The organism is Pseudomonas silensiensis, assembly GCF_050434865.1.
GTDB lineage: Bacteria > Pseudomonadota > Gammaproteobacteria > Pseudomonadales > Pseudomonadaceae > Aquipseudomonas > Aquipseudomonas fluorescens_W.
Window position 1 is genome coordinate 316,784 of sequence record NZ_JBNDJH010000003.1, and the last position, 22,542, is coordinate 339,325.

The 22,542-nt window shown below is 59.6% G+C and carries 22 protein-coding genes and 1 pseudogene; 10 read left to right on the forward strand and 13 right to left on the reverse strand.

Features of this window, described 5'->3' with window-relative positions:
• Position 1: 1 nt before the first annotated feature.
• From mreD to mreB, 3 genes are all read right to left on the reverse strand, one after another.
• On the reverse strand, positions 2-493 hold the full coding sequence (gene mreD / locus QF010_RS06100) for a rod shape-determining protein MreD (protein ID WP_008148886.1): 492 nt from the start codon (positions 491-493) through the stop codon (positions 2-4).
• Positions 493-1,659 carry a rod shape-determining protein MreC gene (gene mreC / locus QF010_RS06105; protein WP_429532632.1) on the reverse strand — a complete coding sequence of 389 codons (1,167 nt, stop codon included), beginning with the start codon at positions 1,657-1,659 and terminating at the stop codon, positions 493-495. The genes mreD and mreC overlap by 1 nt, the downstream gene beginning before the upstream one ends.
• A gap of 142 nt (positions 1,660-1,801) precedes the next feature.
• The gene (gene mreB, locus QF010_RS06110) at positions 1,802-2,839 is read right to left on the reverse strand and encodes a rod shape-determining protein MreB (RefSeq protein ID WP_002555108.1); all 1,038 of its coding nucleotides are present in this window, start codon (positions 2,837-2,839) and stop codon (positions 1,802-1,804) included.
• Positions 2,840-3,053: 214 nt separating this feature from the next.
• On the opposite strand from mreB, the gene gatC reads away from it, so the two are divergent.
• The 6 genes from gatC to QF010_RS06140 all read left to right on the forward strand — a co-directional run bounded on the left by gatC (position 3,054) and on the right by QF010_RS06140 (position 8,319).
• The gene (gatC, locus tag QF010_RS06115) at positions 3,054-3,341 is read left to right on the forward strand and encodes an Asp-tRNA(Asn)/Glu-tRNA(Gln) amidotransferase subunit GatC (RefSeq protein WP_008026876.1); all 288 of its coding nucleotides are present in this window, start codon (positions 3,054-3,056) and stop codon (positions 3,339-3,341) included.
• Positions 3,342-3,357: 16 nt separating this feature from the next.
• Entirely contained in the window at positions 3,358-4,809 is a 1,452-nt protein-coding gene (gatA, locus tag QF010_RS06120; RefSeq protein ID WP_033058029.1) for an Asp-tRNA(Asn)/Glu-tRNA(Gln) amidotransferase subunit GatA, read from the forward strand.
• 10 nt (positions 4,810-4,819) lie between these two features.
• The gene (gene gatB, locus QF010_RS06125; RefSeq protein ID WP_033058030.1) at positions 4,820-6,265 is read left to right on the forward strand and encodes an Asp-tRNA(Asn)/Glu-tRNA(Gln) amidotransferase subunit GatB; all 1,446 of its coding nucleotides are present in this window, start codon (positions 4,820-4,822) and stop codon (positions 6,263-6,265) included.
• 190 nt (positions 6,266-6,455) lie between these two features.
• Positions 6,456-6,830, forward strand: coding sequence for a septal ring lytic transglycosylase RlpA family protein (locus tag QF010_RS06130; protein ID WP_429532606.1), 375 nt, complete (start codon positions 6,456-6,458; stop codon positions 6,828-6,830).
• Between the two features lie 50 nt (positions 6,831-6,880).
• A complete protein-coding gene (locus tag QF010_RS06135) occupies positions 6,881-7,942 on the forward strand; it encodes a calcium/sodium antiporter (protein ID WP_033058034.1) in 1,062 nt (353 codons plus the stop codon).
• Positions 7,939-8,319 carry a carboxymuconolactone decarboxylase family protein gene (locus QF010_RS06140; protein WP_429511095.1) on the forward strand — a complete coding sequence of 127 codons (381 nt, stop codon included), beginning with the start codon at positions 7,939-7,941 and terminating at the stop codon, positions 8,317-8,319. Before QF010_RS06135 ends, QF010_RS06140 begins: the two co-directional genes overlap by 4 nt.
• Positions 8,320-8,457: 138 nt before the next feature.
• On the opposite strand, the gene QF010_RS06145 is transcribed toward QF010_RS06140, so the two are convergent.
• The 5 genes from QF010_RS06145 to kdgD form a co-directional block, all read right to left on the reverse strand.
• Positions 8,458-9,399, reverse strand: coding sequence for an AEC family transporter (locus QF010_RS06145; RefSeq protein ID WP_033058038.1), 942 nt, complete (start codon positions 9,397-9,399; stop codon positions 8,458-8,460).
• A 296-nt stretch (positions 9,400-9,695) separates the two neighbouring features.
• A complete protein-coding gene (garD, locus tag QF010_RS06150) occupies positions 9,696-11,249 on the reverse strand; it encodes a galactarate dehydratase (protein ID WP_046052868.1) in 1,554 nt (517 codons plus the stop codon).
• Positions 11,250-11,260: 11 nt separating this feature from the next.
• Positions 11,261-12,628, reverse strand: coding sequence for an MFS transporter (locus QF010_RS06155; RefSeq protein ID WP_429532607.1), 1,368 nt, complete (start codon positions 12,626-12,628; stop codon positions 11,261-11,263).
• 79 nt (positions 12,629-12,707) lie between these two features.
• Positions 12,708-14,153, reverse strand: coding sequence for an aldehyde dehydrogenase family protein (locus tag QF010_RS06160; protein ID WP_033058044.1), 1,446 nt, complete (start codon positions 14,151-14,153; stop codon positions 12,708-12,710).
• A gap of 59 nt (positions 14,154-14,212) precedes the next feature.
• Positions 14,213-15,124, reverse strand: coding sequence for a 5-dehydro-4-deoxyglucarate dehydratase (kdgD, locus tag QF010_RS06165; protein WP_109627960.1), 912 nt, complete (start codon positions 15,122-15,124; stop codon positions 14,213-14,215).
• 239 nt (positions 15,125-15,363) lie between these two features.
• Here kdgD and QF010_RS06170 point away from each other — a divergent pair, with 239 nt between their 5' ends.
• The 3 genes from QF010_RS06170 (at position 15,364) to QF010_RS06180 (ending at position 17,457) form a co-directional block, all read left to right on the forward strand.
• Positions 15,364-16,680, forward strand: a complete 1,317-nt coding sequence (locus QF010_RS06170) for a phospholipase (protein ID WP_429532608.1) — start codon at positions 15,364-15,366, stop codon at positions 16,678-16,680.
• A gap of 14 nt (positions 16,681-16,694) precedes the next feature.
• Entirely contained in the window at positions 16,695-16,886 is a 192-nt protein-coding gene (locus QF010_RS06175; RefSeq protein ID WP_033058050.1) for a hypothetical protein, read from the forward strand.
• A 217-nt stretch (positions 16,887-17,103) separates the two neighbouring features.
• Entirely contained in the window at positions 17,104-17,457 is a 354-nt protein-coding gene (locus QF010_RS06180; RefSeq protein WP_429513198.1) for a hypothetical protein, read from the forward strand.
• A 7-nt stretch (positions 17,458-17,464) separates the two neighbouring features.
• Here the strand turns inward: QF010_RS06180 and QF010_RS06185 are convergent.
• A pseudogene (locus QF010_RS06185) lies at positions 17,465-17,539 on the reverse strand (GntR family transcriptional regulator); the annotation flags it as partial.
• 192 nt (positions 17,540-17,731) lie between these two features.
• Here QF010_RS06185 and QF010_RS06190 point away from each other — a divergent pair.
• A complete protein-coding gene (locus tag QF010_RS06190; protein WP_429511097.1) occupies positions 17,732-17,941 on the forward strand; it encodes a hypothetical protein in 210 nt (69 codons plus the stop codon).
• On the opposite strand, the gene QF010_RS06195 is transcribed toward QF010_RS06190, so the two are convergent.
• From QF010_RS06195 to QF010_RS06210, 4 genes are all read right to left on the reverse strand, one after another.
• The gene (locus QF010_RS06195) at positions 17,938-18,687 is read right to left on the reverse strand and encodes a FadR/GntR family transcriptional regulator (protein ID WP_046045828.1); all 750 of its coding nucleotides are present in this window, start codon (positions 18,685-18,687) and stop codon (positions 17,938-17,940) included. The two genes, QF010_RS06190 and QF010_RS06195, sit on opposite strands and share 4 nt — an antisense overlap.
• 147 nt (positions 18,688-18,834) lie before the next feature.
• Positions 18,835-20,562, reverse strand: coding sequence for an ABC transporter ATP-binding protein/permease (locus QF010_RS06200; RefSeq protein ID WP_033058054.1), 1,728 nt, complete (start codon positions 20,560-20,562; stop codon positions 18,835-18,837).
• Positions 20,563-20,658: 96 nt separating this feature from the next.
• Positions 20,659-21,225 (reverse strand): response regulator transcription factor, encoded by a 567-nt coding sequence (locus tag QF010_RS06205; protein WP_008148925.1) that lies wholly within the window; start codon positions 21,223-21,225, stop codon positions 20,659-20,661.
• The gene (locus QF010_RS06210) at positions 21,218-22,480 is read right to left on the reverse strand and encodes an ATP-binding protein (protein ID WP_008148927.1); all 1,263 of its coding nucleotides are present in this window, start codon (positions 22,478-22,480) and stop codon (positions 21,218-21,220) included. Before QF010_RS06210 ends, QF010_RS06205 begins: the two co-directional genes overlap by 8 nt.
• Positions 22,481-22,542 lie beyond the last annotated feature (62 nt).

Genomic DNA, 22,542 nt, shown 5'->3' on the forward strand with positions numbered 1-22,542 from the left:
ATTAATTGATCTTGTAGCGCCGACGCAAACCGCGCAAACCGTAGCTGATCCACGGCCAGAGTAATGCGCTGACCAGTGCCGGCAAGACCAGCGCCAGCGTCGGCTGACGATTGCCGGTCAGGGCGCTGAGCCATAGTTGAACAAGCTGCGCGAGGCCGAAGATCACCAGGATCACCAGGCTCTGTTGCCACATCGGGAACATGCGCAGGCGTTGTTGCAGCGCCAGCACCAGGTACGTGATCAGCGTCAGGATCAATGCGTTCTGGCCCAGCAGCGTGCCATAGAGCACATCTTCAGCCAGGCCCAGGCACCACGCGGTGACCATCCCGACTTTCTGCGGCATGGCCAACGCCCAGAATGCCAGCAGCAGGGCCAGCCACAGCGGACGGAGAATTTCCATGAATTGCGGCAGCGGCGAAACGCTGAGCAGCATGCCTATAGCGAATGTCAGCCAGACCATCCAGCCGTTTCGGGAGGCAGTAGCACCCACCATTATTCTCGTCCCCCAGTGGTAGCCGGCGCAGAGACAGGCGGTTTGGCTGCAGGCCTCGCGGCAGCGGGTGTCGTGGCTGGCGGTTTAGCGGCCGCAGGTTGCGTCGCGGGCGGCTTGCTGGCCGCAGGTTTCGCAGGAGCAGAATGAGTTGCCACAGGTTTGGGCGGGGTTGTGGCAGCAGGGGCAGTAGGGGCAGTCGTCGGCGTAACCGGAGCCACGGGCGCAGCAACAGCAGCCGGGACCATGGCAGGTTTCGGTACTGTCGCTGGAATGATCGGCCCACCACCGTGCTGGTCCAAGGCTTCTTGAGCCTGGGCAGCTTCGTTGGCGCGCTCTTCGGCTGTGCGACCGTCGGTGAACACCAGCAGCAGGTAACGGCTACGGTTCAAGGCGGCGGTCGGCACGGCGCGCACGATAGCGAACGGCTGACCGGAATCGTGAATCACTTCCTTGACCGTCGCTACCGGATAACCCGCCGGGAACCGCTGACCCAGACCGGAGCTGACCAGCAGATCGCCTTCTTTAATGTCGGCGGTATCGGCCACATGACGCAGCTCCAGGCGTTCCGGGTTACCGGTGCCGCTGGCGATCGCCCGCAGACCGTTACGGTTCACCTGCACCGGAATGCTGTGAGTGGTGTCAGTCAGCAGCAGAACACGAGAGGTGTACGGCATCAACTCGACCACCTGGCCCATCAGGCCGCGGGCATCCAGCACCGGCTGACCAAGGACCACACCGTCACGCTCACCTTTATTGATGATGATGCGATGGGTGAAGGGGTTGGGGTCCATGCCGATCAATTCGGCCACTTCGACCTTCTCGTTGACCAGCGCGGAAGAGTTGAGCAACTCGCGCAGCCGAACGTTCTGCTCGGTGAGGGCGGCAAGCTTTTGCATGCGGCCCTGCAACAGCAGGTTTTCGGTTTTGAGTTTTTCGTTTTCGGCGACGAGCTCGGTACGGCTGCCAAACTGGCTGGCCACACCCTGCCATAGCCGCTGCGGCAGGTCGGTGATCCAGTAAGACTGCATCAGTACCAGCGACATCTGGCTACGCACTGGCTTGAGCAGTGTGAAGCGGGCATCGACCACCATCAACGCGACCGATAGCACGACCAGCACCAACAAGCGCACGCCCAGTGAAGGCCCTTTGGTGAAAAGCGGTTTAATAAGCCGCTCCTCCCAGGCAAATGTTCTCTTTATTCATACGGCATCAAACCGGCCTGGATGCAGACTGACAGAAGATAAACGCCAACAGGCAGCACTGCAAAGTGCTGCCTGCGCGCCAACAGCATAGAGGCGTCGGGCGAGATCACTCGCTCGACAGCAGGTCCATGGTGTGTTTATCCATCATTTCCAACGCACGGCCACCGCCGCGAGCAACACAGGTCAGCGGGTCTTCGGCAACGATTACCGGCAGACCGGTTTCCTGGGCCAGCAACTTGTCGAGGTCACGCAGCAAGGCGCCGCCACCGGTCAGTACCAGGCCACGCTCGGCGATATCGGAAGCCAGCTCCGGAGGCGATTGCTCCAGCGCACTTTTCACAGCCTGAACGATGGTGGCCAGGGACTCTTGCAGAGCTTCCAGCACTTCATTGGAGTTCAGGGTGAATGCGCGTGGAACGCCTTCGGCCAGGTTGCGACCGCGAACGTCGACTTCGCGAACTTCGCCGCCCGGGTAGGCAGTACCGATTTCCTGCTTGATCCGCTCAGCGGTGGATTCACCGATCAGGCTGCCGTAGTTGCGACGCACGTAAGTGATGATCGCTTCGTCGAAGCGGTCGCCGCCAACCCGTACGGACTCGGCGTAAACCACACCGTTCAGGGAGATCAGCGCGATTTCAGTGGTACCGCCACCGATATCGACAACCATCGAACCGCGAGCTTCTTCAACCGGCAAGCCGGCACCGATCGCAGCAGCCATTGGCTCTTCGATCAGGAACACTTCACGGGCACCGGCACCGAGGGCCGACTCACGGATGGCACGACGCTCAACCTGGGTGGATTTGCACGGAACGCAGATCAACACACGAGGGCTAGGCTGCAGGAAGCTGTTTTCGTGAACCTTGTTGATAAAGTATTGCAGCATCTTTTCGCAGACGCTGAAGTCGGCAATCACGCCGTCCTTCATCGGACGAATGGCAGCAATGTTGCCCGGCGTACGGCCGAGCATGCGCTTGGCCTCGGTGCCGACAGCAACGACACTTTTCTGGTTACCGTGTGTCCGAATAGCCACAACCGATGGCTCATTCAGGACGATACCGCGCTCGCGCACGTAAATAAGGGTGTTGGCAGTGCCCAGGTCAATGGAAAGATCGCTGGAAAACATGCCACGCAGTTTCTTGAACATGGGAAAGGGACCCTAGGCAACGCGTGGGTAAAAAAGTGCGGCAAACTCTAACAACGACAGGGATTTTGGGCAAGGCGCCAATATGTTAAATTGGCCGCTTTTCTGTGCACCAACCCCCACAATCGCGGCCTTATGACCGTAGAAATGCGGTAGTGTTCCGACAATCTAACACACGGATAGCATCCGTTCTGTTTTCCTTCCACTGGAGAATCCCATGACGCTTGAACGCTCCGACGTGGAAAAAATCGCTCATCTGGCCTGTCTTGGCCTTAATGATGCCGATCTTCCACACATCACTTCGGCCCTGAACAGCATTCTGGGGCTGGTCGACGAAATGCAGGCGGTCAATACCGACGGTATCGAGCCGCTCGCCCACCCACTGGAAGCCAGCCAGCGCCTGCGTGCAGACGTCGTGACCGAGACCAATCATCGCGAGGCCTATCAGTCCATCGCACCAGCGGTCGAAAACGGCCTGTACCTGGTTCCGAAAGTCATCGACTAAAGGGAAAGAGCCTGCAATGCATCAATTGACTCTGGCCGAGATCGCCCGCGGACTCGCCGATAAAAAGTTTTCTTCCGAAGAGCTGACCAAAGTCCTGCTGGCGCGCATCGCCCAGCTCGATCCGCAGCTCAACAGTTTCATCAGCCTCACCGAAGACCTGGCGCTCCAGCAGGCGAAAGCCGCTGACGCACGCCGGGCCAATGGTGAGAGCGGCGCCCTGCTCGGTGCGCCGATCGCCCACAAAGACCTGTTCTGCACTCAGGGCATCCGCACCAGCTGCGGATCGAAGATGCTCGACAACTTTAAAGCACCGTACGACGCCACCGTGGTCGCCAAACTGGCCGCTGCCGGGGCCGTGACCCTGGGCAAGACCAACATGGACGAATTCGCCATGGGTTCGGCCAACGAGTCGAGCTACTACGGCGCCGTGAAAAACCCGTGGAACCTGGAACACGTGCCCGGCGGTTCGTCCGGTGGTTCGGCCGCGGCCGTTGCCGCTCGTCTGTTGCCGGCCGCCACTGCGACCGACACCGGCGGCTCGATCCGCCAGCCGGCCGCGTTTACCAACCTGACCGGTCTGAAACCGACGTACGGTCGCGTTTCGCGCTGGGGCATGATCGCTTACGCCTCCAGTCTCGACCAGGGCGGCCCGTTGGCTCGCACGGCCGAAGACTGCGCCATCCTGCTGCAAGGCATGGCCGGTTTCGACCCGCAAGACTCCACCAGCATCGATGAGCCCGTGCCGGATTACAGCGCCAGCCTCAACGGTTCGCTGCAAGGCCTGCGCATTGGCGTGCCGAAGGAATACTTCAGCGCCGGTCTCGACCCGCGTATCGCCGACCTGATCATGGCCAGCATCGAAGAGCTGAAAAAGCTCGGTGCCGTGATCAAGGAAATCAGCCTGCCGAACATGCAGCACGCGATCCCTGCGTACTACGTGATCGCCCCGGCAGAAGCGTCTTCCAACCTGTCGCGTTTCGACGGCGTGCGTTTCGGCCATCGCTGCGAAGACCCGAAAAACCTGATCGACCTGTACAAGCGTTCCCGTGGCGAAGGTTTCGGCCCGGAAGTGCAGCGCCGGATCATGGTCGGCGCCTACGCGTTGTCCGCTGGTTACTACGACGCTTACTACCTGAAGGCGCAGAAGATTCGCCGTTTGGTGAAGAACGACTTCATGGCGGCCTTCAATGAGGTCGACATCATCCTCGGCCCAACCACGCCGAACCCGGCCTGGAAGCTCGGCGCCAAGAGCAGCGACCCGGTTGCTGCGTACCTGGAAGACGTCTACACCATCACCGCCAACCTCGCCGGTCTGCCGGGCTTGTCCATGCCAGCCGGTTTTGTCGATGGTCTGCCGGTCGGCGTGCAATTGCTCGCCCCGTATTTCCAGGAAGGCCGTTTGCTCAACGTTGCGCACCAGTACCAGCTGAATACTGACTGGCACACCCGCACCCCAACCGGCTTCTGAGGAGAAACACATGCAATGGGAAGTCGTGATCGGGCTGGAGATTCACACCCAGCTCACCACCCGGTCGAAAATCTTTTCCGGTAGCTCCACCACTTTCGGTTCCGAGCCGAACACCCAGGCCAGCCTGGTTGACCTCGGCATGCCCGGCGTATTGCCGGTGCTGAACCAGGAAGCGGTGCGCATGGCGGTGATGTTCGGTCTGGCGATTGATGCCGAGATCGGCCAGCACAACGTGTTCGCCCGTAAAAACTATTTCTACCCGGACCTGCCGAAGGGCTACCAGATCAGCCAGATGGAATTGCCGATCGTCGGCAAAGGCCACCTGGACATCGCGCTGGAAGACGGCACGGTCAAACGCGTCGGCATCACCCGCGCGCACCTGGAAGAAGACGCCGGTAAAAGCCTGCACGAAGAATTCAGCGGCGCCACCGGCATCGACCTGAACCGCGCCGGCACGCCGCTGCTGGAAATCGTTTCCGAGCCGGACATGCGCAGCGCCAAGGAAGCCGTGGCTTACGTCAAGGCTGTCCACGCACTGGTCCGCTACCTGGGCATTTGCGACGGCAACATGGCCGAAGGCTCGCTGCGTTGCGACTGCAACGTGTCGATCCGTCCAAAAGGCCAGGTTGAATTCGGCACGCGCTGCGAGATCAAGAACGTCAACTCGTTCCGTTTCATCGAGAAGGCGATCAACACCGAAGTGCAACGTCAGATCGAATTGATCGAAGACGGCGGCAGGGTGATCCAGCAGACTCGTCTGTACGATCCGAACAAGGACGAAACTCGTCCGATGCGCAGTAAAGAGGAAGCCAACGACTACCGTTACTTCCCCGATCCAGACCTGCTGCCAGTCGTCATCGAGAACTCGTTCCTCGACGACGTACGCGCCACCCTGCCTGAATTGCCGCCGCAGAAACGCGAGCGCTTCCAGGCGCAGTTCGGTCTGTCGGTCTACGACGCCAGCGTCCTGGCCACCAGCCGCGAGCAAGCCGACTACTTCGAGAAAGTCGTGAGCATCGGCGGCGACGCCAAGCTGGCGGCCAACTGGGTGATGGTTGAATTGGGCAGCCTGTTGAACAAACAGGGCCTGGACATCGATCAGTCGCCGGTCTCGGCCGAGCAACTGGGCGGCATGCTGCTGCGTATCACCGACAACACCATCTCCGGCAAGATCGCCAAGGTGGTGTTTGAAGCCATGGCCAACGGCGAAGGCAGCGCGGACGAGATCATCGACAAGCGCGGCTTGAAGCAAGTGACCGACACGGGTGCGATCTCGGCAGTATTGGACGAGATGCTCGCGGCCAATGCCGAACAGGTTGAACAGTACCGCGCGGCAGACGAAGCCAAACGCGGCAAGATGTTCGGCTTCTTCGTCGGCCAGGCCATGAAAGCCTCCAAAGGCAAGGCCAACCCGCAACAGGTTAACGAACTGCTGAAAAGCAAGCTCGAAGGCTGATGAGAATGGAGCCAGATTTAAAGCCTGGCTCATTCCCCTGTGGCGAGGGAGCTTGCTCCCGCTCGGCCGCGAAGCGGTCGCAAAGTCAGCTGATGCACTCTTCCAGAAAGAATGCGGTTGCCGATTTGGGTCTGCTTCGCAGACCAGCGGGAGCAAGCTCCCTCGCCACATTTATTTTGGGAACCTTTGAATGAAGCGTCTGCTCAGTACCTGCGCCCTGCTCTCTCTGCTGGCCGGTTGCGCCAGCACCGATGTCATCGATCCACACGGCTATGACAAGACCGGCGTTGCTTCGTATTACGGCGCCAAGCACCAAGGTAAACGCACCGCCAGTGGCGAGCGTTTCAACAAGAATTCCCTGACCGCCGCCCATCGTCAGTTGCCCTTCGGCACGCGGGTGAAGGTCACCAATCTGAACAACGACAAGTCCTGTGTAGTGCGCATCAATGATCGCGGGCCGCACACCCGTGGGCGTCTGATCGATGTTTCACATGAAGCGGCCGAACAACTGGGTATGCTCAAAAGCGGCACCGCGAAGGTTCGCGTGCAAGCCCTCGACGACTGACAGATGGAGCGCTGACCATTTTCGGACTTGCCGATTTACCCCTGATCAGCGTGATTGAATTGCTCAGCGGCTTGCTGTTATTGATCGCCGGCGCCGAACTGATGGTGCGCGCCGCCGTACGCCTCGCCGCGCGCCTGCATGTACGACCGCTGATTATCGGCCTGACCATCGTCGCCCTCGGCAGCAGCGCACCGCAGATGGCGGTCAGCCTGCAAGCGACCCTGGCAGAGAACGCCGACATCGCCGTCGGCAGCGTGATCGGCAGTAGCATCTTCAACATCCTCGTCACCCTCGGGCTCTCGGCACTGATCATCCCGCTGCGGGTTTCACGGCAACTGGTGCGCCTGGATATTCCGCTGATGATCGGCGCCAGTCTTTTGGTGTTCGTATTGGCGTGGAACGAAGAACTGACCCGCACCGATGGCGTGATGCTGCTCGCGGCACTGGCCCTGTATCTGGGCCTGCTGCTGCGCCAGTCGCGGCACTCGACCCGCCCGCAATCGACGACCCACGAAGTCCCGCAAGCGCCATGGTTCAGCAGCCTGCTGATGATCGCCGTGGGTTTGGCGATGCTGGTCTACGCCGGTCACTTGCTGTTGGGCGCGGCGGTTTCGGTCGCGACCGATCTGGGATTGTCGGAGCGGATCATCGGCCTGACCATCGTTGCCGTCAGCACGTCCCTGCCGGAACTGGCGACCTCGTTGATCGCCGCCTTGCGCGGCCAGCGCGACATCGCCGTGGGCAACGTGATCGGCAGCAACCTGTTCAACCTCTTGGGCGTGCTGGGCTTCACCGCATTGATCGCGCCTTCGCCGTTGTCGGTATCGCCCAATGCCCTGGATTTCGACTTGCCGGTGATGCTCGGCGTCGCGACATTGTGTCTGCCGGCGTTCTATTCCGGCTACCGGGTGACCCGCGCCGAAGGTCTGCTGTTTTTGGGTTTGTATCTGGCTTACGGTCTGCACGTGGTGTCGTTCACCACCGGCATGCCGCTGGCCGGCAAGCTTGAACACCTGATGCTGTTTTTTGTCCTGCCGGCGCTGGTGGCGTATTTGCTGTTCACGTCGCTGCGCGCCTGGCGTCGCCAACACCACAATAAGGAATTGCCATGACCGATGATAAAAAGCCTGGGATTGAAGTCCGCCGCCAAGTGATGGGCGACGCCTTCGTCGACCGCGCGCTGGGCAATGCCACCGAATTCACTCAACCGCTGCAGGATTTCGTCAACGAACACGCCTGGGGCGGCGTCTGGAACCGCGAAGGTTTGCCATTGAAAACCCGCAGCCTGATCACCCTCGCCGCCCTGACCGCGCTGAAGTGCCCGCAGGAATTGAAAGGCCACGTGCGCGGCGCGCTGAACAATGGCTGCACCGTGGAAGAGATTCGTGAAGCGCTGTTGCATTGCGCGGTGTATGCCGGTGTACCGGCGGCGATCGATGCGTTTCGCGCGGCGCAGGAAGTGATCGATAGCTACCAGAGGCCTGAGTAACCGCCAGACATCTTGGGTGTCGAGTCGATTGCTATCGCGAGCAGGCTCACTCCTACAGTGGTTTTGTGTCGATCACATACCTTGTAGGAGTGAGCCTGCTCGCGATGAGGCCCTGAAGGACAACACAAAATCCCCGGGCTAAATCCACCCGCCCCACTGCAACAGGAAGATCCCGACATTGGTGGTGATCGCCGCCATCAACGTGGTGATCACAATGATCGCTGCCGCCAGTTCATGATTGCCATTGGCCTGACGGGCCATGACAAAACTGGCCGCGGCGGTCGGGCTGCCGAAGTACAGAAACAGAATCCCCAACTCCGCACCGCGAAAACCCCAGAGCCACGCCCCCAGCGTCGCCAGGACCGGCAGGCCGATCATCTTCACCAGACTTGAGCTCAGCGCCATGTTGCCGCTTTTGCGCAGGGCCGCCAGCGACAGCGTGCCGCCAATGCAGATCAACGCCAACGGCAAGGTGGTTTGCGCCAGGTATTGGCCGGACGTCTCCAGCCATCCCGGCAAGCTGATCTTGAAGTAGGCAAACGGCGCCGCCGCAAACACGCTGATGATCAACGGATTGACCATCACGCTTTTGCAGATGCTCCAGGGGTCGGACTTGATCACCGGGCTGTACACCGCCAACACGATTGTCGAGAGCGTGTTGTAAAACAGGATCACCAACGCCGCGAGAATCGCCCCGAGGGAAATCCCGTAGTCGCCGTACATACTTGCAGCCAGTGCGAGGCCGATGACCCCGTTGTTGCCGCGAAAGGCGCCTTGGGTGTAAATCCCCCGATCTTCCCGCGGGCACTTCCAGATCGCCCAGCCCCAGGCGATGGCAAAACACACCAGCGTCGCCAGCGAGAAGTAGATGAGCAGCGCCGGTTGCAACGCGGCGTGCAGGTCGGCATGCAGGATGCCCAGAAACAACAACGCCGGCATGGTGACATTGAACACCAAGGCCGACGCTGTGTGGATGAAGTTGTCGTTGATCCAGTCGATGCGCTTGAGCAGCGCCCCCAGAAACAGCATGGCAAACACCGGCGCGGTGATGTTCAGGGTTTCGAGGAAGATAGCCAGCATGCCGGGGGTAACCTTGGGTGAGCGTCGTTAGGGGGCTAATGATAAGCCACCCATGGAGCTAAAGCCGCATTGGATCTTTCGTGTCAGTTAAAACCACCCCTCACCCTAACCCTCCCGAAACGTCGGACCGCCCCAAGGGGTAGAGGGGACTGACCGAGGTGATCTTGGAGCTACATCGACCTGAAAGTGCCAGCCGAACTCAGGTTTTGAAAATCATGGAGATCGGCCCCCTTTCCCCCTCTCCCCTCTGGGGAGAGGGTTGGGGTGAGGGGTGGACTTTGAATCCAAAACCTATCTCAAGTAATCGGCGCAGGGTTGAACAAGGTGATGTCGTTATGCAGCTTGTGCTTCTCCGCCCACGTCTGCTTTTTCCCGCTGGCCACATCCAGGTAGTAGTGGAACAACTCCCAGCCAAGGTCCTCAATCGACGCCCGTCCGGTCGCAATCCGCCCGGCATCGATGTCGATCAAATCCGGCCAGCGCTGCGCCAGCTCGGTCCGGGTCGACACCTTCACCACGGGCGCCATCGCCAAACCATACGGCGTACCACGCCCGGTGGTGAACACGTGCAGGTTCATCCCCGCCGCCAATTGCAACGTCCCGCAGACAAAGTCACTGGCCGGGGTCGCACAGAAGATCAGCCCTTTACGCTTGAAGCGCTCGCCAGGGCCAAGTACCCCGTTGATCGCGCTGCTGCCGGATTTGACGATCGAGCCAAGCGACTTCTCGACAATGTTCGACAACCCGCCCTTCTTGTTCCCCGGCGTAGTGTTGGCGCTGCGATCCGCTTCACCCTTGGCCAGGTAACGGTCGTACCAGTCCATCTCGCGCACCAGTTCCTGAGCGACCTCTTCTGTTTCCGCACGTGAAGTCAGCAGGTAAATCGCATCGCGCACTTCGGTGACTTCGGAAAACATCACCGTCGCACCCGCGCGCAACAACAGGTCCGAGGCATAGCCCAACGCCGGGTTGGCGGTGATCCCGGAAAACGCATCGCTGCCGCCGCACTGCATGCCAAGAATCAGCTCGGACGCCGGCACCGTTTCCCGGCGACGTTGATCGAGCTTCTTCAAACGGGTCTCGGCCAACGCCATGATCTGCTCGATCATCTCGGTGAAACCGTGACTGGAATCCTGCAAGCGGTACAACCACGGATCGCTCAGATCCACCGAGCTGTCGTTCTCGTGCATCACCTGTCCGGCCTGCAATTTCTCGCAGCCCAGGCTGATCACCAACGCCTCGCCACCCAGGTTCGGGTTGCGCGCCAGGTTGCGCACGGTACGAATCGGGATGTACGCGTCAGTCGCGGTAATCGCCACGCCACAGCCGTAGCTGTGGGTCAGCGCCACCACGTCGTCAACGTGCGGGTACTTGGGCAGCAACTCGTCCTTGATGCGCTTGACCGCATGGTCCAGCACGCCGGTGACGCACTGAACCGTCGTGGTGATCCCCAGAATATTGCGCGTACCGACGGTGCCGTCGGCGTTGCGATAACCCTCGAACGTGAAGCCCTCCAGCGGTGCCTGCGCCGCCGGCACTTCGGTGGACAGCGGCAAGCTGTCCAGCGGTGGCGCGGTGGGCATGCGCAGTTGATCTTCCTTGACCCAGCTGCCGCGCGGAATCGGCTGCAACGCGTAGCCGATGGTCTGGCCGTAACGAATCACCTGGCCGCCCTCGGGAATGTCTTCCAGGGTGACCTTGTGGCTCTGTGGTACGAAATCCACGGTGACCAGGCCGTCCGGAAATTCGGTACCGGCCGGCACGCCTTGGTCATTGACCACGATCACTACGTTGTCCCGCTCGTGCAGGCGGATGTAGCGCGGCGAGTCGGAATGTTCAATCAACTGCATGACGCCGCTCCTCAGGAATGCGCTTCAGATAATTTGTTGTTGGTTTCAGGACCGCTGACTGGCGGTTCCTTGAGTACCACACGTTTGATCGGACCAACGATCACCAGGTAACTGAACACTGCGACCAGTGCGTTGCAACCGACAAACACCAGCGCCCATTTGAACGAACCGGTGGAGCTGATGATGTAGCCGATGACAATCGGGGTGGTGATCGAAGCGATGTTGCCGAAGGTGTTGAACAAGCCACCGCTGAGACCGGCGATCTGTTTTGGCGAGGTGTCAGACACCACGGCCCAACCCAGCGCACCCACGCCTTTACCGAAGAATGCCAGGGCCATGAAGCCGACGACCATCCATTCAACGTCAACGTAGTTGCAGGCCACGATGCTGCTGGAGACCAGCAAGCCAGCAATGATCGGCGCCTTGCGGGCGAAGGTCAGGGAATGGCCCTTGCGCAGCAGGTAGTCGGAAATCACGCCGCCGAGCACACCACCAATAAAGCCGCAGATCGCCGGCAACGAGGCAATGAAACCGGCCTTGAGGATGGTCATGCCGCGTTCTTGCACCAGGTACACCGGGAACCAGGTCAGGAAAAAGTAGGTGATGCCGTTGATGCAGTATTGGCCCAGGTACACGCCGAGCATCATGCGGTTGGTCAGCAACTGGCGGATGTAGTCCCACTTCGGACCGTCGGCCTTTTTGCCTTTGCCTTTGTCCTGGTCCATGTCGACCATGCCGCCGTTATCAGCGATGTGTTTGAACTCGGCGTCATTGATCATCGGATGCTGACGCGGGCTGTGGATAACCTTCAGCCAGATCCCCGAGAAGATGATGCCGATCACGCCCATGACGATGAACACGTGCTGCCAGCCGAAGCTGTAAACGATCCAACCCATCAGCGGCGCAAACAACACGGTAGCGAAATATTGCGCCGAGTTGAAAATCGCCGACGCCGTACCGCGCTCAGCGGTCGGGAACCAGGCTGCAACGATGCGCGCGTTACCGGGGAAGGATGGCGCTTCGGCCAGGCCCACCAGGAAGCGCAGCATGAACAGCGCAACCACCGCCGTGGACATGCCGAACTCACCGACATAACCCTGCAACACGGTGAACAGCGACCAGGTGAAGATGCTGAGCGCGTAGATTTTTTTCGAGCCGAAACGGTCCAGCAGCCAGCCACCGGGAATTTGCCCGGCCACGTAGGCCCAACCGAATGCAGAGAAGATATAACCGAGGGTGACCGCGTCGATGCCGAGGTCTTTTTGCAGGCTGGAGCCCGCGATGGCGATGGTAGCCCGGTCGGCATAGTTGATCGTGGTCACCAGAAAAAGCATGAGCAAAATCAAATAGCGGACGTGGGTCGGCTTGGTCGCTTGCATGTAGATGTACTCCCACTGATTATTTTTATGCGCGGGTGGAGCTGTTGCGGTATCGATGCCGATACCGCGATGTTTCCTGTCAGGAGCCGATGTAGCTGGTCTTCACGACCGTGTAGAACTCTTGCGCGTAGCGACCTTGCTCGCGGGACCCATAGGATGAACCTTTACGCCCACCGAATGGAACGTGGTAATCCACGCCTGCCGTCGGCAAGTTGACCATCACCATCCCGGCCTGGGAGTGGCGCTTGAAGTGGTTGGCGTACTTCAACGACGTGGTGGCAATGCCCGCCGACAGACCGAATTCGGTGTCGTTGGCCATGGCCAGCGCGGCCTCGTAATCCGCTACGCGAACCACGTTGGCCACCGGGCCGAAGATCTCTTCACGGCTGATGCGCATCGCGGCTTCGCTGTCGGCAAACAGGGTTGGCGCGAGGTAATAGCCTTCGGTATCGCAGGTCACCAGACCGCCGCCACTGACCAGACGTGCACCTTCGGACTGGCCGATGTCGATGTACTTCATGTCCTGTTCAAGCTGCGCTTGCGAGACGACCGGACCGATGTCGGTGCCGGCTTTCAACGCGTGACCGACCTTGATCGACTTCATGCGCTCAGCCACGGCTTCGACGAACTTGTCGTGAATCCCGGCGGTGACGATGAAGCGGCTCGAGGCGGTGCAACGCTGGCCAGTCGAGTAGAACGCACTCTGTACCGACAGCTCGACCGCTTGCTTGAGGTCGGCGTCGTCGAGAATGATCTGCGGGTTCTTGCCACCCATTTCCAGCTGAACCTTGGCCTGGCGCGAAACGCAGCTGACCGCGATCTGACGACCGACGCCCACCGAACCGGTGAAGCTGATGCCGTCGACTTTCGGGCTCTGAACCAGCGCATCGCCAACCACTCGACCGCTGCCCATCACCAGGTTGAACACGCCGGCGGGGAAGCCGGCGCGGGAGATGATTTCGGCCAGCGCCCAGGCGCAACCCGGCACCAGATCAGCCGGCTTCAGCACGACGCAGTTGCCGTAGGCCAGGGCCGGGGCAATTTTCCACGCCGGGATCGCGATTGGGAAGTTCCATGGCGTGATCAGACCGACCACACCCAGCGCTTCGCGAGTCACTTCGACGTTCACACCCGGACGTACCGACGGCAGGTAATCGCCGGACAGACGCAGGCATTCACCGGCGAAGAACTTGAAGATGTTACCGGCGCGGGTCACTTCGCCGATGGCTTCAGGCAGGGTCTTGCCCTCTTCCCGAGCCAGCAAGGTGCCGAGTTCTTCGCGGCGAGCAAGGATTTCAGTGCCGACTTTATCCAGCGAATCGTGGCGAGCCTGGATGCCCGACGTCGACCAGGCCGGGAACGCGGCGCGAGCGGCGTCGATGGCCGCGTGAACCTGAGCCAGATCAGCCTTGGCGTACTCGCCAATGGTGTCGGTCAGTTCGGACGGGTTGATGTTGGTGGAGTAATCGCTACCCGAAACCCATTCACCGTTGATGTAATTATCAAAACGCTTTGTATCAGCCACAACAAATCTCCTCACGCAAAAGGCCGCTGAATACTCAGCGGCCTTGTTTAATCGGGTTGTTACTGCGCACCTTGCTTGTCGATCAGCGCGGCGAGCATTTCGTACTCTTCGCCGGTCAGATCGGTCAGCGGTGCACGCACAGGACCTGCGTCATAGCCGGCAATTTTTGCCCCGGCCTTGACGATGCTCACGGCGTAACCGGCTTTGCGGTTACGGATGTCCAGGTACGGCAGGAAGAAGTCGTCGATGATCTTGCCGACGGTGGCGTGATCTTCGCGGGCAATGGCGTGGTAGAAATCCATCGCCGTTTTCGGGATGAAGTTGAACACCGCCGAGGAGTAGACCGGTACGCCCAGCGCCTTATAGGCAGCGGCGTACACTTCGGCGGTCGGCAAACCGCCCAGGTAGCTGAAGCGATCACCGAGGCGGCGACGAATCGACACCATCAACTCGATATCGCCCAGGCCATCCTTGTAGCCGATCAGGTTCGGGCAGCGCTCGGCCAGACGTTCCAGCAGCGGCGCGGTCAGGCGGCAGACGTTGCGGTTGTAAACCACCACGCCGATTTTTACCGATTTGCACACAGCCTCAACGTGGGCGGCAACGCCGTCCTGGCTGGCTTCGGTCAGGTAGTGCGGCAGCAGCAACAGGCCTTTGGCGCCCAGACGCTCGGCTTCCTGTGCGTATTCGATGGCTTGACGCGTCGAGCCGCCAACGCCGGCCAGAATCGGCACGCTGGTTTCGCAGGTGTCGACGGCGGTCTTGATGATTTCCGAATATTCGCTGGCCGCCAGAGAGAAGAACTCACCGGTGCCGCCCGCGGCGAACAACGCCGTGGCGCCGTATGGGGCCAGCCATTCGAGACGTTTGATATAGCCCGCGCGATGGAAGTCGCCCTGAGCATTGAAATCGGTAACCGGGAAAGACAGCAGACCGGAGGAGAGGATGGACTTCAGTTCTTGTGGATTCATTATTCGAACACCCTGGTAGCAACGTATGTGTGTGTGAGTAAACCGTTCAGCCTGCGCCGAAGTTGTAGGTCATCGTACAACTTAAAAAATAACCGTCAACTGCATTTCATCGCCAACCGCAGAATTTGAGTCGGAAAGGTATTTTCTTGACGTAGGAAATTTCTCATCTATGATCCAGACAGCTGTATATACATACAGTTATTTTTTGATCGTACCGACGACATATCAAGGAGATAGAAATGTCAGGTCTACACGCACAACCGAAGGAAAAACCGAAACAGGTCATCGCCGAACTGGATGATCTTTTTACCGAACATGGCATCCCTCTCATCGGGGAAAGCCAGCACGTGGTCTTGCAGATTGCTGATCATCACAACGCTGCGTCTGCTCTTCCCGCGTCGCTACCCACAGCCTCCGGTAAAGCCCTGAAAAGCAAGCCACAGCTGAGGTTCGAGGGTGGCGAACACACCGCCATCGGCGACAGCACCCTGCTGCGTTTCGTCAAAGACGCACCTGCTATCCCGGCTTCGCAGGTGGAGTTGCATCTACCCAATGGGCTGGCGCTGACCTATGGCCAGGTCGTTGCGCTGGGGGGTGATTTCTATGGAATTCCCGATCAACCGATCAGCGAAGGCGCGACGGCCGCCGACCGAATCCAGCGTTTTACCAATGCCTTCAACTCGCTAGCCGTGCTGCCTGCTTCTAACGCTGAGGCCAAGCTGATCCTCGGCGTCATGCAAAAGGAAATCGCCGCGATCAAGCAGGCGATCAAGGACGGTAAACAACCTCACGAAGCGTATGACGCCCTCGGTGATACGTTGTCGGAAGAGTGGAACAAAATCACCGGCGGCGGCAGTGTCGTCTCGGCGCTGTTTCCATTGGGGCGCTACCTGAAACTGGCCGCCAACAATGCCGATCACTTCGCCGAATGGGCACTGCTGGCATATATCGCCGGTCACACCGCGGCGGTGCAACAAGCGGTGCAGGCCCACGCCAGCGGCGATGAAAAGCAGTTGGAGCAGGCCTATGCGATGAACGCTTTTGCCGATCACTACCTGACCGACCTGTTTTCCGCCGGCCACCTGCGAGTGCCGCGCAAACAATTGGCCGCGGTGGTTACACCCAGCGATCTGGGTTCGTTGATCACGCGTTTCATGCACGACGAAGACAGCAAATTCGGCCTCAATGTGCGCAATAGCAACGGCGATCAATGGCATGCGTATGGGGACAAGCGCTACTTCGACGCCATCGACAGCGCCAATCGCGCCCAGGTGAATCAGGCGGTTCAGGTGTCGGCGGATGAAGTGTTTGCGGCTTATCTCAGCGGGATCGCACCGTCGGCCGGCAGCTTTGCTGCGTTAAAAAAACTGCCTGATCTTCAAGCGGTCCTGAACCCGACGGGTAATTTCTCGCCGTTGTTCAAGGTCGAGGGCAACAAGGTGTTGCGACGCAAGGACGTCAACAACCTGAACGACACCGCCACCGTGGATGACTGGTGGGGCTGGAGCACTTATTTGCTGCTCAAGGATTACAAACCCACTGGCAACGTTGCCTGATAAGGAGATCGATGATGACTATCAAATTGAAACTGGAATTGGCTTCGGGCCAATCGCTGAAGGGTGCGCCGTTGGAGTTGTTGGTCAAGGGAGTGCCAATTGCTCGGGCGGTGGTTGATGAGCATGGGCATGTGGCGTTCGATGCCAAGGCCGGGGCTTCTGAGTGGGCCGTGAGGGTGGATCGTTCGATTCTCAGGACCGGCTGATTCCCCGCACCTGATCGTTCCCATGCTTTGCGTGGGAACGATCTAATTCGTCAGCCCACTTCACCTACCATTCGTCGGCACTGTAATTTCTGACAGTAGCCGAACAACTGTCGCTGCGGCCTAAATGGTTCCGGAGTTAACGAACCGGCTCCGTCAGCGAAGCGTTTCAGTTCGCGTCTTTCAAACGGTTTGATTGATTGCTAAAAGGATTTTGATCATGACTGCACAACTGAAAACCTTGCCTGCACCGGTGCTTCCAGACGCCGTCGGCAACATTCTTTACGTTCACAACTTGCCAGACCCGACACCTGGCAAGGTTGAACCATACCCAAATGCTAAGGCAGGAGATGTAGTCAAACTTACGGTAAGCACTTCTACGGGTAATAACTGGCAGGAACAGCACACGCTGACAGCCGGGGAGGTCGGGAAACCTATCAAATTCTTGATTAAGAAAGAGGCCTTTGAAAAAGGCCTGGTCCCAGGTGCCACTGCCGAGCTGCATTACACGGTGACCAGCGCATCCAGTAACCCGGTTCAATCCCCGGTGCTAAAGGTTCGCCTCGAACGCTAAACAGCAATGAGCGCTGCGCCTCCGCTTCTTCATGAGCATGGCGCAGCCGCTCGCGGCTATTGGTCAGGTGCAACCGCATCGACTGACCCGTGTTTGGTGCCAAGCCCGGTGCCAGGAGTTGGGCTAAAACTGAATCACTCGCTGATCAAATGTGCGATTGAATGGCTGTTCTTTTGCTTCAGACCGTTCGTCGTAACTAGTAATTCTTACAGTATCGTTGACTGAGGGGTTGCTCCTAGTTTGAGCGACCTCATTAAGTAAGCAGGAGTAGAGCGTGAACATTACCTATACGTTGAAGCATCCCATCGGCAAACGTCAGAACTTCATGTTCGACGGCATTATTTATGCGACGGACGTATTGCAATTCGAAGGTCTCGATGATCAGTACATCGTCACCAAAAGAACGCTGACCATCCCTTTCGAAATCGATCAACCGATCGAACGCGTCACACTTGAAACCGAGCTTTATAAACCTAAGCCTTAACCCCGCTGCGCCTCAGCCTCTTCATGCGCATGACGCAGCCGCTCGCGGCTGTTCGTCAGATGCAAGCGCATCGCCGCCCGCGCCGCATCCGAATCCTGACGAGCAATCGCGTCGTAAATCTCTTCGTGCTCACGGCTCAGGCGATTCATGTAGTGCTGTTGGTCGTCATGGGCCAGGCGCGCGGAGTTGAGGCGCGTACGCGGAATGATGCTGGTACCCAGGTGGGTCATGATGTCGGTGAAATAGCGGTTGCCGGTCGCCAGGGCGATTTGCAGGTGGAACTGGAAGTCGGACGCTACGGCATCGCTGGCATGGGAAACACTTTCATTCAATGCATCCAGCGCAGCACGCATCAACGCCAGTTGCTCAGGGCTGCGGCGCTGCGCGGCGAGGCCGGCGGATTCCACTTCGAGGCTGATGCGCAGTTCCAGAATCGCCAGTACATCCCGCAGCGTGACCACCGTCGCCGGGTCGATTCGGAAACCGCTTGGGCTTGGGGTGTCGAGTACAAAAGTACCGATGCCGTGGCGGGTTTCAACCTGGCCTGCGGCCTGCAAACGGGAAATCGCTTCGCGCACCACGGTGCGGCTGACGCCATGGGCATCCATGATCGCCGACTCGGTGGGCAACTTGTCGCCACGCTTGAGGTGACCGTCGCGGATCTGCTCGGACAGCACCGTCACCAGTTCCTGAGCGAGGCTGCGGCGCTTGCGAGGGAGGCGTGGTGCGTCGATCGGGTTTTCCATGGTGAACGTCTTTCTCGAAAGTTGCGGCTGAAACCGCATCATAGCTCAACGCGGTTGTACGATCACCCCGCCCCGGTAGGCGCGACCTGTGGCGAGGGGATAAATCCCCTCACCACAAAATCCACCCCACAGGTAGGGCGGAGGGGTTTACGCAGTCACGGTCTGGTCCACCAGATGGCCATTCTCGATACGAACATGCCGTGGATGGAAGCGCTTCAGGCTGCTGCGATGCCCGACGCTGACAATGCTCAACCCCGGAATCTCATCGATCAAAGTCTGATACAGCGACGCCTCGTCCTCTTCGTCCATCGCCGAGGTCGCCTCGTCCATGTACAGCCATTGCGGTCCATACAGCAGCGCACGGGCAAAGGCCAGACGCTGTTGCTCACCCGGCGACAACATGCGCTGCCAGTGATTGGCTTCATCAAGACGCGACACCAGATGCGGTAAACGACAGGCTTCCAGCACGTGAACGTAGCGCTCGTGCGAATACGTATCGCCAGCCTGTGGATAACTCAGCGCCTCGCGCAGCGTGCCAATTGGCAAATAAGGTTTTTGCGGCAGGAACAGATAACGCCCCGTCGGCAGTCGAATACTGCCGTGGCCCGCCGGCCACAGATGACCCATTGCTCTGAACAACGTGGATTTACCACTGCCGGAGCGACCGCTGAGCATGACGCGCTCACCCTCCTCCACGGTCATGTCGGCGTTGCTCAGCAGGTGACGACCGTCGGCCAGATCAAGGCCAAGGTTATGCACCTTCAACGCGGAGCCTTGGTTTTGCACATCAATCGCCGGCGCACGCTCTTCGTTGTCGGTCATGGCCTGACGGAAACTCAGCAGACGATCACAGGTGGCGCGCCATTCGGCGAGGTCCTGGTACGCGGTGATGAACCAACTGAAATTGTCCTGGACGTTAGCGAACGCCGAGTTGATTTGCATCAGCTCACCCAGCTCGATCTTGCCAGCGAAGTAACGCGGCGAGGCGACCATGAACGGGAAGATGACGGCGATCTGCTCATAACCGGAAGTAAAAAAGGTCAGGCGCTTGGACACTTTCATGATGTCCCAGAAGTTGTGCCAGACCATCCCGAACCGGCTGCTCAAGCGGCGGTTCTCATTCGGCTCGCCGTTGTACAGCGCAATGCTTTCGGCATTCTCGCGAACCCGCACCATGGAGAAACGCAGGTCGGCCTCGAAGCGTTGCTGGTTGTTGTTGAGGCCGATCAGGCGGCGACCAATCAAATGCGTCAGCCAACTGGCAACCGCCGCGTAAACCAGCGCGCACCAGAACATGTAGCCGGGAATGGTGAAACCAAATACTTCGATACTGCCGGACACGCCCCACAGAATGATCGAGAACGAGACGAGGCTGACGATGTTGCGAATCAACCCGAGCCCCAGGCCCAGCGTGTTGGTAGTGAATTTATTGAGGTCTTCGGAAATCCGCTGGTCCGGGTTATCGGTGTAACCGCCCTGCTCCAGCTGGTAGTAATTCTTGTTGTCGAGCCAACGGGCAAAGTGCTTCTCGGTGAGCCAGGCCCGCCAGCGGATGGTCAGCATCTGCGTCAGGTAGAGCCGATACACCGCGCCGAGAATGGCCACCGCCGCAATGCCGCAGAAATACAGGATCAACTGCCAGAAGGCCGCTTCGTCCTTTTTCTGCAGGGCGTTGTAGAAGTCCTTGTACCAACTGTTGACCCACACCGAAATCGCTACGCTGAACAGCGACAGCGCGATCACGGCGATCAGCAACGTCCAGGCCTTGCCCTTCTCTTCGCTGCGCCAGTAAGGCGTGGTCATCGCCCAGACTTTGCGAAAAAACTGCCCGCGCACAGCATCATTGACCGCGGAATATTCAGCGTTCTGATTCATGGATAAGGCTCGATAAAGAAAAGAACACACACGAACCGATCATAGATGATCGGTTCGGTTCCTCGCGAGGGCTGGCGATAATCGTTCAGCGCCCGTTCAGCGACGAACGGGACGCTTCTGCAGTTTGCGCTGCAGCGTGCGGCGGTGCATGCCCAGGGCGCGGGCAGTGGCGGAGATGTTGCCTTCGTGCTCGGTCAGCACGCGCTGGATGTGTTCCCACTGCAGGCGATCCACCGACATCGGGTTTTCCGGCACCAGCGTGTCGAGGTCGGCGTGCTCGGAGAGCAGCGCGGCCAACACGTCATCGGCGTCCGCCGGTTTGCACAGGTAATTGCAGGCGCCGCGCTTGATCGCCTCGACGGCGGTGGCGATGCTCGAGTAACCGGTGAGGATCACCACGCGCATTTCCGGGTCCAGCTCAAGCAGCTTGGGCAACAGCACCAGGCCGGAATCGCCGTCCATTTTCAGGTCCAGCGCGGCGTAGTCCGGCAGGTCGGCCTGAGCGATGGTCAGGCCTTCTTCGGCGGAACCGGCGGTGCTGACGCGAAAACCGCGGCGGGCCATGGCACGGGCCATCACCCGGGTAAAAGTTGCGTCGTCATCTACCAGCAGCAAATGCGGCAGTTCTTCGCCTTCGCCTTCGACTTGGATCTCGTCACTCATGTTCGTCTCCTCGGGCGACACGGGGCAGGCGCAGCTCGGTGAGCGTGCCGCCTTCCTCATGACTGTAGAGTTTCACTGAGCCGCCGGCGCGTGTCACGCTGGCCTTGCTCAAAAACAGGCCCAGGCCGAAACCTTTGCCCTTGGTGGTAAAAAACGGTTTGCCGATCTGCTCGGCGATGGCCAGCGGCACCCCGGCGCCGTGGTCGCGGATGCTGATGGTCAGGTCTTCGGCATTCCAGTCCAGCGTCACTTGCAGCCCTTCGGGGCAAGCGTCGGCGGCGTTGTTGAGCAAATTCAGCAGCGCCTGGGTCAGGTCCGGCGGCGGCGCCATGCGCGGCACGGCGCCTTGGCCCAGGCGCTGGAAGCGGTAACTGGCTTCCGGGCGCATCAGGTGCCAGCGGTTCAGCGCTTCGTCGAGCCAATCAGTGACGTCCTGCATCTCCACTGCCAAGCGGCGGTTGGCCTCGGCGGCGCGCACCAGTTGCTGCAAGGTTTCCTTGCAGAGTTTGACCTGATCCTGCAGCACGCTCAGGTCGTCCTGCAACATCGGGTCGTGATGGTCCTGACGCATTTCCTTGAGCAACACGCTCATGGTCGCCAGCGGCGTGCCCAGTTCATGGGCCGCACCGGCGGCCTGGGTGGCGACGGCCAGCAGTTGCTGATCACGCAGCCCCTCTTCGCGACGGATGGCGCGCAGTTCTTCCTGACGGCGCAGCTCTTCGGCCATGCGTGCGGCGAAGAAGGTGATGACCGCCGCGGCCAGGGCGAAACTCAGCCACATCCCGTAAACCTGCAGGTTTTCCCGAGCGATCGGGAAGGTTTGCAGCGGATAGAAGCGCGCCAGCAGCAGGGTGTACATCGTCAGCGCAATGCCGGACAGAATCACCGAATAACGCCACGGCAAGGTTACGGCGGCGATGGTCAGCGGTACCAGGTAATAAGAGACGAAAGGGTTGGTCGAGCCACCGGAGAAATACAGCAAGGCACTGTGGATAAACAGGTCGCAGGCCAGTTGCACGGCGTATTCGAGTTCAGTAACCGGCCATGAGGTGCGCAAGCGAATCGCCGTGAACGCGCACAGCAGCATCGAGCAACCGAGGGTCGCGGCCAGTTGGAACCAAGGCAGCGGCAGCAAGTCGAGCCAGTAGGCCAGGCCCACGGAACCGGCCTGAGCGGCCAACACCAATGTGCGGATGAACGTCAGCCGCCAGAGATTCTGGCGAGTTGCGGAAGTGATTTGAACGGGGGCGAGCATGAGCTCTCCTGATGAGCGCTCCAGGCGGATCGCACGGAGTATAACCAAGCACGGGGGCTGAC

What these genes read in the sequence shown, in the direction of transcription:
- mreD (WP_008148886.1), bottom strand. Translation starts at nt 493, where the DNA reads ATGGTGGGTGCTACTGCCTCCCGAAACGGCTGGATGGTCTGGCTGACA.
- mreB (WP_002555108.1), bottom strand. Translation starts at nt 2,839, where the DNA reads ATGTTCAAGAAACTGCGTGGCATGTTTTCCAGCGATCTTTCCATTGAC.
- gatC (WP_008026876.1), top strand. Translation starts at nt 3,054, where the DNA reads ATGACGCTTGAACGCTCCGACGTGGAAAAAATCGCTCATCTGGCCTGT.
- gatA (WP_033058029.1), top strand. Translation starts at nt 3,358, where the DNA reads ATGCATCAATTGACTCTGGCCGAGATCGCCCGCGGACTCGCCGATAAA.
- gatB (WP_033058030.1), top strand. Translation starts at nt 4,820, where the DNA reads ATGCAATGGGAAGTCGTGATCGGGCTGGAGATTCACACCCAGCTCACC.
- QF010_RS06130 (WP_429532606.1), top strand. Translation starts at nt 6,456, where the DNA reads ATGAAGCGTCTGCTCAGTACCTGCGCCCTGCTCTCTCTGCTGGCCGGT.
- QF010_RS06140 (WP_429511095.1), top strand. Translation starts at nt 7,939, where the DNA reads ATGACCGATGATAAAAAGCCTGGGATTGAAGTCCGCCGCCAAGTGATG.
- QF010_RS06145 (WP_033058038.1), bottom strand. Translation starts at nt 9,399, where the DNA reads ATGCTGGCTATCTTCCTCGAAACCCTGAACATCACCGCGCCGGTGTTT.
- garD (WP_046052868.1), bottom strand. Translation starts at nt 11,249, where the DNA reads ATGCAGTTGATTGAACATTCCGACTCGCCGCGCTACATCCGCCTGCAC.
- QF010_RS06155 (WP_429532607.1), bottom strand. Translation starts at nt 12,628, where the DNA reads ATGCAAGCGACCAAGCCGACCCACGTCCGCTATTTGATTTTGCTCATG.
- kdgD (WP_109627960.1), bottom strand. Translation starts at nt 15,124, where the DNA reads ATGAATCCACAAGAACTGAAGTCCATCCTCTCCTCCGGTCTGCTGTCT.
- QF010_RS06170 (WP_429532608.1), top strand. Translation starts at nt 15,364, where the DNA reads ATGTCAGGTCTACACGCACAACCGAAGGAAAAACCGAAACAGGTCATC.
- QF010_RS06175 (WP_033058050.1), top strand. Translation starts at nt 16,695, where the DNA reads ATGACTATCAAATTGAAACTGGAATTGGCTTCGGGCCAATCGCTGAAG.
- QF010_RS06180 (WP_429513198.1), top strand. Translation starts at nt 17,104, where the DNA reads ATGACTGCACAACTGAAAACCTTGCCTGCACCGGTGCTTCCAGACGCC.
- QF010_RS06195 (WP_046045828.1), bottom strand. Translation starts at nt 18,687, where the DNA reads ATGGAAAACCCGATCGACGCACCACGCCTCCCTCGCAAGCGCCGCAGC.
- QF010_RS06200 (WP_033058054.1), bottom strand. Translation starts at nt 20,562, where the DNA reads ATGAATCAGAACGCTGAATATTCCGCGGTCAATGATGCTGTGCGCGGG.
- QF010_RS06205 (WP_008148925.1), bottom strand. Translation starts at nt 21,225, where the DNA reads ATGAGTGACGAGATCCAAGTCGAAGGCGAAGGCGAAGAACTGCCGCAT.
- QF010_RS06210 (WP_008148927.1), bottom strand. Translation starts at nt 22,480, where the DNA reads ATGCTCGCCCCCGTTCAAATCACTTCCGCAACTCGCCAGAATCTCTGG.